Below are 11,802 nucleotides of genomic sequence, written 5' to 3' on the forward strand. Positions count from 1 at the left end.
TGCGATTTGTCGCAAATGCCAATAGAAAAAGGCACTTACGACGAATCGTAAGTGCCTTTAAGTGGAGGCGGCGGGAATTGAACCCGCGTGCCGCGATATTTCCATGCAAGCGTCTACGTGTGTATTCGATTATTTAAATTTCGCCAACCAGGACTCCAATCGGCAGGATTCCTGGAAGACTAGAGGAGAACAGTTTTTGGCCTCAGGCGTGCTCCACGTGACCATCAGCGAGTCGGAATTGGCGTCCGACTTTCAGGTCTCTCCGACAAAGACCCTCAGTCGGGGCTACAACTAATTAGGCAGCCAGTGCAAAGTTATCGTTTGCAATTATTGTTTGGTCTGCTTTTTACGTGGCCTGCTGACCAACCACGACACGCAACTTACACTTCAGACTATCCGGTCGATACCAGTTCGCCCCCGGTGTAAAGTTGTTCTTACACACCCAATCCCAAGCGTGTGGAAGTCCTCTGCTTATCGGCAGTTATCCCACTTGGCTTGAAGAATTGAGTAAAACGGAAGTTCGGTTCCCGGCGGGGAGCCCGATTTCCTTTTGTTAATCTTAGGTTGTCCTTGCCCTAAAGAAAAGCGACCAACGTGGCAGAAAATTCCGGGCAGCAGTGGCTGTCGCCTGAAATGGCTCCACTTCCGAAGCCGCCAGGGCACGTTTCCGGGCTGTTTGGCATCGATCGGGGATTATTCTTACTCCCCTCAAGAATTGCCGTCGATGTGACACGCCGGCAGGCCATTGGGTTCATTTCGCATGCCCATATGGACCATGCGGCCCATCATGCCTTGGCTCTTTGCACAGAAACGACGGCACGGCTCGTTCGGCATCGGCTCGGCAACGTCACCACCAAGGTCATGCCCTGGGGCGAGCCCATCGAGGTGGCTGGCCACGTTTTGAAAGCCCTGCCGGCCGGGCACATCTTTGGCTCGGCAATGCTGTATACCGAGCACCAGCGCGGCTCGGTCCTCTACACCGGGGATTTTCGCCTGGAAGAATCGGCCACGGCCGAACCTGCCGAGCTGTGCCAGGCAGACTATCTGATCATGGAATGCACGTTCGGCCACCCTCGCTACCGATTGCCGGCTCGTGCGACAGTAGTCGAAATGCTGATCGAAAAGGTCACGCAAGCCATCAGCCGTGGAGCGACTCCAGTGATCTCGGCGTATGTGCTGGGCAAGTCGCAGGAAGTCACCAAGATTCTGACTTCGGCCGGCATACCGGTGCTGCAAGATCCGGCGGTTTACGAAATCAGCCAGATCTATCAAGAGGCCGGCTGCGATCTGGGAGACTTTAGGCTTTACTCTGGCCGACCAGTCCCGGGCTGCGCGGTGATCGTTCCACCACGCTCGGTAACTGCAGGCGGACTGCCAGGTGCTTTGCACGTAGAACGGTTTCATGTCACCGGCTGGGCGATGGATCCTCGCCGGCAGCGGACCGCGCCGAACGATCACTGGATCCCGCTTTCTGATCACGCCGACTTCGACCAGTTGCTATCCGCGGTCGAACAACTTTCGCCGAAGGCAGTCTTCTGTACCCACGGCCCGAAGAGCTTTGTCGAGGAACTTCGCGGCCGCGGTCATGATGCCCGGTGGCTGGAATAAATTCTCCGCCTAGATCTGCTCTTCGACATTCGGGCGTGCCAGATAGTCGACAACGACCACAACCACTGCCGCTGCGAACATCAATCCAATGCAGATCGGCACCTCGGCTGCGTAGGGAGACGGGACGTTGTCGACCTGCCATGGCCACAACTTGCGAAGGGCTCCCATCATAAAACCGCCCATCAGTGAGAGCGTGACCGCTTCATGGTGATGAAGCATCCATCGCAGAAGCTTGCTGAACGACAGAAGTCCTACGAGACACCCCAACGCAAACACGCTGAACGCAACGAGGTCTTCCCACACCAGGTGCCCTTTCAGAAGCGCTTTCGGAACGCCGCTAAAGTAATGATAGGCTCCAAAGACTAGCAGCAGGAACGAGCCACTGATCCCTGGCAAGATCATCGCACAGATCGCAATCGCCCCCAGCAAAAACGAAACGATCGGGTTGGGTGCGGAGTCGAAGGCTTTCAGCGCCGGCAGCCCAGTCAGCCACCAGGCAAAGGCCGCTCCACCGATTGCCAGACAGATGCAGAGGACCATGTGACCAGTGCCCTTAGGCTGGACCATCTTCGCCACCAGGTAGCCAGAAGCGACGATCGCTCCATAGAACACGGCATACACGAACGGACGCGTCGTGGCGGGATGATCGGCTTCCCCAATAAGTTCGTGCAGCAGAACCACAAACGTCAGCAAGCCGCAGGCAATTCCTGCCAGCAAGCAAAGCAGGAACCAGATATCAAACCGGGTAGCCAGCGTTTTCCATTGCCGGCCTCGCAATTGCTTGACGGCGTCAACGTTGACCTGACTCACCGCGTCGACCAGGCGGCGATAAATCCCCAGCACCAACGCGACGGTTCCCCCAGAGATGCCTGGGACGGCATCGGCCGCTCCCATAGCAATCCCGCAAAGGAAGTGCCTGATCGCATCGATTTTCAACAGTTTCATAGCCGCTCGGTCCCAGGATGCTCAAATACTGCAAAGGGTGGATTTTAGAGAACCTCCGCAGGTGAGGGCAGGGCAGCTTGGGAGTTTGGCGAGATTAAGGTTTCAAGAAATCGCCTGAATCGCAGGCCTCGTTTTCTGGGAATCGAAGATGGCTTGGCTAGGATGAGCCTTTCTCGGCATTCATTTAGAGCGGTAACTTCTTGAAGCGTTTCCTATGTCAGCGGCTTTCGCCAGTTCCGATCGCAGGATACTGGCCTTGTTTATCTTCGCCATCCTGATCGCGACGGCCGTCCTCTATCATCGGACGCTCGCATATCCGTTCCATTTCGATGGCACCACGCAGATCGCCAACAACCCGCAGCTCGATTCCCTCTCGTGGAACGACTTCCCGACGCGTACTCGTCAATTGATTGTCACGACGTGGAAGCTCCATCGGCACAGCTTCGGTACGTCTCCGGTCAGTTTTCACGTGGTGAATCTTTTCATCCACGCCGTGGCCGGCTTAGCCCTGCTTGGACTCAGCTATCGAACGCTACGCTTGTCAGCGATTCCAGAATATTACCGAGAGAACGCCGCGATGCTATCCGGGGCGATTGCCCTTTGGTGGACCGTGCACCCTCTGCAAACCCAGGCCGTCACTTACATCATCCAGCGATATGAATCGCTGATGGGGATGTTCTTCCTGATTGCCGTCTACTGCCTGGCTGCGAGTGCGGAGTCTTCCCGCAAAGCTTGGTGGTATGCCGGCTGCATCGCAGCAACTTACCTGTCAGGCGGCTGCAAGGAAGTCGCAGTCGTTCTTCCCTTGGTGCTGATCTGGTACGACCGGGCCTTTCTCAGCGAGTCTTGGCGATCGCTGGTTGCCCATCGCTGGTGGCTGCATCTGGCCACGCTCGGTATTTGGGTGCTGTACACCGGCTTCCTGACGCTGGGCAAAGAAAACTTCGAGACTCACAACACCGTCTACGTCACCGAAACCACGCTCGCCGGCGATCAGGTCCAAAGCCTCCCGGTTTCAAGCTGGGAATATCTGCTTAGTCAGGCCAAGGCGATTGTCTTCTACTTGCAACTGGCGATCTTTCCAGCCGGCCAATCGATCGACCATGGCTGGAAAGCGACCCGGTCTCTGGGTGAAGCAATTCTGCCAGGATTGCTTGTGTTGTTCCTGCTGGGTCTAACCGTCTGGGCGATCTACCGTTTTCCTCGCTGGAGCTTTCTGGGTGGCTGGTTCTTTCTGGTCCTGGCCCCGACCTCCAGTATTCTGCCGATCCAAGATATCGCCGTCGAACATCGCATGTACGTCCCCCTGGCGGCGATCGCTGCTTTGCTGGTACTGGGCTTGTTCGAGGGCTTTAGACGTCTCTCATCCGCCAGTATGAATGACTCGCAGATCGCGGCCCGCAATGCCGTGATTTCGGTCTCCCTGCTAGCAGTCGTCTTCGGTGGAATTACGATCTCGCGGAACGAGGTCTATCAATCGGCGTTGGCCTTATGGAGTGACGCGGCGGCGAAAGCCCCGAACTACCCTCGGGCGCAGTATGGCGTTGCCAAGGCTTACCTCGAGCTTGAAGAACCAGATGCCGCCTTGCCTTACCTGCAGAAGGCGGTTCAGCTTGATCCCGCCTACGCCGAGGCCTGCGTCGCATTGGGCAAGCTGGAGCGTCGTCGAAACCCAGAGCTTGCCTTGCGGCTCTTCACCCAGGCCGTCACCGTCGAGCCAGGGATGTCCGAGGCTCACAACAACTTGGGTGCGATGCTGGCCCAATCGAACCCGGTCTCGGCCCAGCAGCACTACCAGCAAGCCATCGCCTTAAATGGCAACAACGCCGATGCTCACAACAATCTGGCGAACTTGCTGGCACGCCAAGGCAATCTGGAAGAGGCGATCCGGCACTATGAAGTCGCGATCGAGATTCGCCCTGACTTCCCACTTGCCTCTAGCAACTTGGATGTCGTCCGGCAGATGGCCCGGGAAGCGAAAGCCAAACCGCAGTGAGTTCCCTCGATGAAGACAGACAGCGTCCTGAAAACTCGAAACGCGAATTGGCTGCACTACTGGCTGGCATGCGGATTGATCGTTCTCGCCACGCTGGTTTCTTACCACCGCACGTTCAACTATCCGTTCCACTTCGATGGTCAGGTCACCGTTCAAGCCAATCCTGATTTCCAGAAACTCGATTGGGACAGCATCCCTACCCGGACTCGGCAGTTGGTCGCCCTGACCTGGCAACTCAACCATGTTGCCGACGGCGGAAGTCTCGTCGGTTACCACGTGGTGAACATCGCGATCCATGTCTTTGCCGGCCTGTTGCTATTCGTCTTTGTCGACCGCACGTTGCAACTTCCCTCGGTCCCCACACGTTACCGCGAACCTGGTCTGCTGTTGGCGGCCGCCATCGCGATTCTTTGGGTCGTGCACCCCCTGCAGACTCAATCAGTCACCTACATCGTGCAGCGATACGAATCGCTGATGGGTATGTTCTTTCTGCTGGCAATGGTTTGCCTGGCATGGGGAGCTTCGTCCAAGCGAGGCTGGCCATGGTATGCCGGCGGCATCATCGCCAGCTTCGCGGCGGTGCTCTGCAAAGAAGTTGCGATCGTGCTGCCGCTGGTCATGCTTTGGTACGACCGTGCTTTCCTGGCCTCGTCTTGGCGACAGCTCTTGCGGCAACGCGGTTTGTTCTATGCAGGCCTCTTCGCTTCGTGGCTGATCCTGGCTCAGGTTATCTGGGTGCCGACGTCCCAGCATGCGGTCAGCGGCGTTGTTCAAGTGGAAGAAATCGAATACACCGCCCAGGGACCGATCCGCCACGTCATCGGCCCCAAGGAGTATCTCTACAGCCAGGCCAAGGCGATTCCGTTCTACCTACGCCTGACGCTCGTTCCCGATGGGCAGTCGCTCGACCATGGCTGGCGTGGCACTTATTCCCTCACGGAAGCGATCCTGCCAGGACTCGTGGTCATTGCTGCGCTCGGGCTCACTGGCTGGGCAGTCGTTCGGTCCCCTCAGCTTAGCTTCGTGGGTGGATGGTTCTTTTTGATCTTGGCACCCACCTCGAGCATTCTGCCGATCAAAGATATTGTCTTCGAGCACCGGATGTATCTTCCCTTAGCTGCTCCTTTGACGTTGATCGTTCTGGGACTATGGGAAGCGATTCGGCGGCTGGCCCCCAAGGACGATGTGCCAGCGCAATCTCGCAAGCTGATCGCCGCGATGACACTACTCGTGGTGATCTATGGCGGCGTAACGCTGGCCCGGAACGAAGTTTACCGCTCGGACGAAGCGATGTGGCTCGATGTCATCGCAAAGAATCCGATGCATGAACGGGGCTACCACGGGCTCGCTCATGCTTACATTCTTCAGGGCGACTGGGAGGCTGCCATTCCGTTTCTCGAGAAGACGATGGCGTTGAACCCCAATTACCCGTTCGATCCGTACTACGGTGAGTCGCTCTTTCAGGCGGCCCAACTCTCGATCGCTCAGGGGAATGTGGAGGGAACAATCACATTGCTCGACCTGTCGATCCGCTTGAACCCTTCCGACCCAGAGCCGTACGTTTTGATGGCTCAGATTCTTCAGCGGCATAGCCCGGCACAAAGTGTCGCCCTTTTGAAGGTGGCGTTAAAACTCGACCCGGATTATCTGGAAGCCCGGGAGTTGCTTTCCCAGCTTCGGCCGTAAGGGCTTCGCGCCCTATTCCGCGCGAAAGGTGTACGATTCGCGGTTCTTCTTAGCCCCCGTCGAATCCGCTAGCGAATTACCTTGACCGTGCCGAGAGGGGGGGATAAATTGCGTTAACACTCGCCCGTCTTGGTCGTAGTGCGCGCAGTATCGAAACATTTGTAATCGCTTCAAGTGGCTCTTCCCATCTAGGTTCGACTGGCACGCGTCTTTGCGCAGCGTTGTGATTTTGCGGAAGAAGCTTCCCAAGGCATCAGCAGGTTGGCACGGATGTTGTTCCAGCGATTGGCTTCCAAGGTGTCCGTCCTCGCTCCCGCGAAGATCAATCTCTTTCTAGAGTTGCTCGCAAAGCGTGCGGATGGATTTCATGAACTGGAAACGGTGATGGTTGCCGTCTCGCTGTTCGACCGCCTGGAAGTCACCCCCACGAGCGATCATCCCGAGATCACCTTGGATTGTGCCTGGGATGCAGGGCAAGTTGCGCAGGCCAAGCAAATCGGCGATGCCGGTCAATTGCTAGGTGATTTGCCTCCCCAAGAGACGAATCTCGTCTATCGCGCCGTCAAGTTGCTGCAAACGGAAGAGAAAGTTCGCCAAGGCGCGAAAGTTGTTTTACAGAAACGGATTCCATCCGCCTCGGGGTTCGGTGGCGCGTCGAGCGATGCGGCGGCTGCCTTGTTTGCGGCGAATTTGGCTTGGAAGCTGAACCTGTCGATCGATCGTCTAAGTGAACTGGCCGCGAGCCTGGGAAGCGACATTCCGTTCTTCCTGCATGCCGGCCAGCTTGGAAGTGGCCAGGCGATGGCGACCGGCCGGGGAGAAAAAATCGAGTCCTTCCCTGGGCGACGGCTCGATCTGGTTTTGATCCGTCCCCCCGGGGGCGTCTCGACCGCCGAGGCCTATCGCCGCTGCCGAATCCCGGAAGTTCCCGATTCGGCTGATCCCATTTTGGCCAACCTGAAGTCGGATCAACGAATGTCGATCCCTCGAAATTTGACCAATCGCCTCATCGCACCGGCCCGGGAGATCTCTTCGAGAGTCGACCAACTGGCCACTACATGCGAACAATTGGATGTCGTTGCCCATCAAATGTCAGGCAGCGGCTCTGGATACTTTGCCATCTGTCGTAGTTCAACACACGCCCGCCAGGTGGCTGCCCGCCTGAAGGCCCAGAAAGTCGGCATGGTATTTCCAGTGACAACGTGTGGGATTCGTACGCTGAGAAACTGACACCGCGTTTTAACGTCCGGGAGTATGCAACCGTGAAGATCACCGAAGTCCGCATCAAGCTGATGGAAGATTCCAGCGATCGGTTGCGAGGATTCTGCTCCATCACCTTCGACGATGCCTTCGTCATCCGTGATCTCAAGATCATCGAAGGAGCCAACGGACCGTTTGTCGCCATGCCCAGTCGTAAACTCACCGGGCACTGCTCGAACTGCGGCTGCAAAAACCATCTTCGCGCCGCGTACTGCAACCAGTGCGGCATCAAGCTGAAACAGCCTTCGATCGAACGTGGTTCAGATCAACGGGCCAAGCTTTATGCCGACATCGCCCATCCGATTAATTCGGAATGTCGCGAACAGATCCAGACCCGGGTCATCACCGAATATCACAACGAAATCGAAGAAGCAAAACGGCCAGGGTACCGATCGAAGTACGACGACTACTTCAGCGACGCGGGCGAAGATTACGATCACGACGAGGATCACGATCACTCGACGACGCACCGCTCGGCCCCCAAAACCGAAGCAACACCTGAGGCGTCTGAAGCGGCCGAGCCGATGGATCCACCTCACAGCGAAGCTTCATCGACACTCAAAGGCCCGCATTCCCGCCCTTCCAGCAATTCGGATCGCTCCGCGAGTTCTCGCCCCCGCAAGTTCGGGGAAGGCATCTTCGACGACTAGATCGCCGGCTCGGCCTCTTCTTTCGCCTTCTGGGGAACCGCTCTAAAATGAACCCTTGCGGCATCCAGATGCCGACGGCCTGTTTTCCTGCTGCTTTACACTTCGAAAAGCGGCGCGGAAGACCGGCCTCCGCGACAGAAACCTCAGAGGCAGGGATTCTCGGGAAGCATGGATGAAACGCCCCTTGGCGGACGTTCCTCTCTTGCGTGGAATCGCGTGATTCCATGGTCTCCTGGGCTCTCGCTCGCATCTGTGGTGCACCTTCCACCTAGCACCCGTTTGATCAAGGCCCAACGACATGTCCGAATTTCGTGTTGAAAAAGACTCGATGGGGGAAGTTCAAGTTCCCGCCAATGCTTACTACAGCGCTCAAACGCAGCGAGCCGTCGAGAACTTTCCGATCAGCGGATGGACGTTGCCACCAGCCTTGGTCCACGCCATGGGCTGGGTGAAGTATGCCTGTGCGATCGCCAACCGCGATCTGGGCAAGTTGACCGGCACCGGTAAGAACCCTTTGAACGATGACCAGGTCAAAGCGTTGCTCGATGCTTGTATCGAAGTCCGCGAAGGGAAGATGGACGGGGAGTTCCCGATCGACGTCTTCCAGACCGGTAGTGGTACTTCCAGCAACATGAACGTCAACGAAGTGATCAGCAATCGTGCGATTGAAATCATCGGTGGCGATCGCCTGGCAGCCGCCAAGCCGATTCACCCGAACGATCACGTCAACATGGGCCAAAGCACGAACGATACGTTTCCGACGGCCATTCACGTAGCTGTCGCGATGCAGATCAAGTCGAACTTGATCCCAGCGCTGACCAAGCTGCACAAGGCACTCGATGAAAAGGCCAAGGCTTGGGACAAGATCATCAAGATCGGTCGCACGCACTTGATGGACGCCACGCCCCTTCGCTTGGGTCAGGAATTCGGTGGCTTCGCACGCCAGATCGCTTTGTCGATCAAGCGTGCCGAAATCGCCTTGGAATCGGTGCTCGAACTTCCTGTCGGTGGTACGGCCGTTGGTACCGGGATCAATACCCATCCGCAGTTCTCGGAGAAGGTTTGTGCGGCCCTGGCCGAAGGGCTCGACATTCCGTTCATCGAAGCGGTCGACCACTTTGAAGCGAACGCCAACCGCGATGGCCTGGTTCAGTGTCACGGCGAATTAAAGACGATCGCCACCACGCTGTTTGGTCTGGCCAACAGCATTCGTTGGCTGGGCAGTGGTCCACGCTGCGGCTTCTTTGAAGTCATCCTGCCAGATCGTCAACCAGGCAGCAGTATCATGCCAGGTAAGGTGAACCCGGTCATGAGCGAAAGCATGATGCAGGCTTCCGCCAAGGTGGTTGGCAACGATGGCTGCATGTCGCTGTGCGGTGCCGCTGGTGGCAACTTCCAGCTCAACATCATGATGCCGATCATGGGGCACACGGTCCTGGAGAGCATTCACTTGCTGGCCAACTCGTGCAATGCCTTCGTCGACTTCTGCATCGATGGCCTGGAAGCGAACGAAGAAAAGTGCAACGCCGCCGTCGAGCAAAGCTTGTCGATGTGCACCAGCCTCAACCCGCTGATCGGTTACGACAAAGCCGCGAAGATGGCTAAAGACGCCTTCAAGAGCGGCAAGACCATTCGCGAACTGGCCGAGGAACAAGGCGAGATCAAACCTGCCGAGCTGAAAGACGCCCTCGATCCGTGGAAGATGACCTTCCCGCACGAGTAAGCGCAATTTAGTTTGCTTGCTAAGAAACGCAGTTATAAACTGGCCCTCAGGCAGGAACCCTCTGCCTGAGGGCTTTTTCGTTCTTGGACTTTGAAAGGAATGAACGATGCGTTATCTCGTTGTGTTTGCTGCGCTGGTCACGATCTCGGCAGGCTCTTTACTCGTCTTCGCAGAAGAGCCCATGCCAGCCGCCAAAATGAATGCAGCGGAAAAGATCCTCGAGCTTCAAAAAGAGCGTCGAGCCACCCTGAAGTCCGCCTTGGACTACGCCACCCAAAAATTCGAGTCGGGACAAGGTGGCTTTGAAGAGATGCTTGCCGCCGAAGAAAAGTTGGCGGTGGCCGATCTCAAACTGACCCCGACGGCAGCGGCCCGAATGGAAATCCACAAACGCCGAATCGAGTCGCTTCGCAAACAAGAACAATCTCTCGACCAGGGCTTCAAGTCAGGCATCCGCAGCCTGGATACCTACCTGGCCGCCAAAGCAGCTCGCCTCCAGGCCGAAATCGACATGCTGCGTGATACGGATGATGAAACGAAGCGGTAAGCAACTCACTTCCCAACGGAAATGGAGCCTCCTATGACAATAAAACCCTTCTGCCTGACGTTGCCACTCTTGGTTCTGCTCGCTGCCCCACTATTCGCCCAAAACACGAAGACCGAACCACAGCCGGAAGCTCCGACCGCCAAAGTTGACCCCGAAGCGATCCGAAAAGAAATCGACGGCCTGCAACGTAAGCTGTCGGAGGCGAGAAAAGCCGACATCGAGCGACAACTCGCCGAACGACGGGAACAGGAGAAGCGTCAAGAGCAACGCAGCAGTGAGAATCAAGACAAGATCAAGACGATGAAAAAGGAGCGTGTGGAAATGCTTCAAAAACTCTACGAACAAACCAAAACCAAATTCGACGCGGCGGAAGTTGGTCTCGACTTGCTCCTAAAATATGAAGACCGGCTTGCGGATGCCGAATATGACTACCATTCCTGGCATGGGTATCGTTACCGCATGAAGCGTCTGAAAGGTATCGAGGCGTTCTTGGAAGAGAAGCGGCAAAACACGGACTCATTCGAGATCGACCTGATTCAAGTGAAGGAGCGGTACTTGAAAACCTCCATCGACCAACTGGATGCTATCGAGCAATTCAACCATGGTGGCTATCAGGGCAGGAAATAGAGCCCGCTTCTTCCCATGGAACACATAGTTCTCCGACCAACTCTTCACCTGCGCGGATTTCAAGATTCAATTTGCCTCAAGGAATGATCGATGAAGATTTTCCCTGTCCTGATATCCGCAGGCTTCCTGTTAGCTGCCTCCCCCTTCGGTTTGGCCCAGGAACCGGAGTCTCCGGCAAAGGCCTCCGAGATGGGCAGCCAACCGATCGACTATCAGAAGCTAATTACGCACGTCGAGCAAATCTACAAGCAGTCCAGAGAGTTGAGGCCAGGCCTTGTCAGGAACTATCAATATTCACCAGAGCAAAAGAAACAGGCAGCCATCCTTAAAGAAGATGCCCAGAAATTCCGCCAGGAATGCCGCGATGCTGATACCTTGCTATACCCTCAACGGCATCAGTCTGCCCAAAAGATTTACGAGCTGTCCCAGGCTAGCTACCGCGATGGTAAGATCGGGATCGATTCGCTTTTAGCCGCCGAAGATGACCTGGCATCGACGGAACCCTACGCTGGGAAAGACCGGTTCGAGAGCTACGCGAATCGCCTCAAACGACTGCAAAGCCTGGCTGACTCTTTACCTTCCGACCCGGCAAAAGAGCTCGATCGCTTGAAAGTGGAAAACCTGCAACTGTCGATCCGCTTGCGGTTGGTGCGGGAAATGGAGCAAACCACGACGTCGGTGATCCAGTTGTCCGAATCCATCCAACACTCAGGGCGTTGATTAAGCGTTGCTTGGTCGGGGCCACCTACCAGCACTGCTA

The 11,802-nt window shown here is 56.4% G+C and carries 10 protein-coding genes and 1 other RNA gene; 9 read left to right on the forward strand and 2 right to left on the reverse strand.

The genetic code is table 11. The features are described from left to right. Nucleotides 1–59 precede the first annotated feature (59 nt). Nucleotides 60–419: a transfer-messenger RNA gene (gene ssrA, locus AB1L30_RS10445) on the reverse strand. A 175-nt stretch (nt 420–594) separates the two neighbouring features. Here ssrA and AB1L30_RS10450 point away from each other — a divergent pair. Then, nucleotides 595–1,608 (forward strand): MBL fold metallo-hydrolase RNA specificity domain-containing protein, encoded by a 1,014-nt coding sequence (locus tag AB1L30_RS10450; protein WP_367013361.1) that lies wholly within the window; start codon nt 595–597, stop codon nt 1,606–1,608. Nucleotides 1,609–1,617: 9 nt separating this feature from the next. On the opposite strand, the gene AB1L30_RS10455 is transcribed toward AB1L30_RS10450, so the two are convergent. Then, the gene (locus tag AB1L30_RS10455) at nt 1,618–2,553 is read right to left on the reverse strand and encodes a DUF368 domain-containing protein (protein WP_367013362.1); all 936 of its coding nucleotides are present in this window, start codon (nt 2,551–2,553) and stop codon (nt 1,618–1,620) included. A gap of 256 nt (nt 2,554–2,809) precedes the next feature. On the opposite strand from AB1L30_RS10455, the gene AB1L30_RS10460 reads away from it, so the two are divergent. The 8 genes from AB1L30_RS10460 to AB1L30_RS10495 all read left to right on the forward strand — a co-directional run bounded on the left by AB1L30_RS10460 (nt 2,810) and on the right by AB1L30_RS10495 (nt 11,762). Beyond that, nucleotides 2,810–4,549, forward strand: a complete 1,740-nt coding sequence (locus AB1L30_RS10460) for a tetratricopeptide repeat protein (RefSeq protein WP_367013363.1) — start codon at nt 2,810–2,812, stop codon at nt 4,547–4,549. A gap of 9 nt (nt 4,550–4,558) precedes the next feature. Continuing rightward, complete coding sequence (locus AB1L30_RS10465) at nt 4,559–6,235, forward strand: hypothetical protein (RefSeq protein ID WP_367013364.1); 1,677 nt, start codon at nt 4,559–4,561, stop codon at nt 6,233–6,235. A 270-nt stretch (nt 6,236–6,505) separates the two neighbouring features. Beyond that, nucleotides 6,506–7,465 carry a 4-(cytidine 5'-diphospho)-2-C-methyl-D-erythritol kinase gene (gene ispE / locus AB1L30_RS10470; RefSeq protein WP_367013365.1) on the forward strand — a complete coding sequence of 320 codons (960 nt, stop codon included), beginning with the start codon at nt 6,506–6,508 and terminating at the stop codon, nt 7,463–7,465. Nucleotides 7,466–7,497: 32 nt separating this feature from the next. Next, nucleotides 7,498–8,145: a SpoVG family protein gene (locus AB1L30_RS10475; protein ID WP_367013366.1), complete on the forward strand. Its 648-nt coding sequence runs from the start codon at nt 7,498–7,500 to the stop codon at nt 8,143–8,145. Between the two features lie 298 nt (nt 8,146–8,443). Beyond that, nucleotides 8,444–9,868: a class II fumarate hydratase gene (locus AB1L30_RS10480; RefSeq protein ID WP_367013367.1), complete on the forward strand. Its 1,425-nt coding sequence runs from the start codon at nt 8,444–8,446 to the stop codon at nt 9,866–9,868. Nucleotides 9,869–9,974: 106 nt separating this feature from the next. Then, complete coding sequence (locus AB1L30_RS10485; RefSeq protein ID WP_367013368.1) at nt 9,975–10,415, forward strand: hypothetical protein; 441 nt, start codon at nt 9,975–9,977, stop codon at nt 10,413–10,415. A 69-nt stretch (nt 10,416–10,484) separates the two neighbouring features. Beyond that, the gene (locus tag AB1L30_RS10490; RefSeq protein WP_367013369.1) at nt 10,485–11,042 is read left to right on the forward strand and encodes a hypothetical protein; all 558 of its coding nucleotides are present in this window, start codon (nt 10,485–10,487) and stop codon (nt 11,040–11,042) included. Nucleotides 11,043–11,132: 90 nt separating this feature from the next. Then, nucleotides 11,133–11,762, forward strand: coding sequence for a hypothetical protein (locus AB1L30_RS10495; RefSeq protein ID WP_367013370.1), 630 nt, complete (start codon nt 11,133–11,135; stop codon nt 11,760–11,762). The last annotated feature ends 40 nt before the right edge of the window (nt 11,763–11,802 follow it).

The sequence above is a fragment of the Bremerella sp. JC817 genome (assembly GCF_040718835.1).
Taxonomy (GTDB): Bacteria; Planctomycetota; Planctomycetia; order Pirellulales; family Pirellulaceae; genus Bremerella.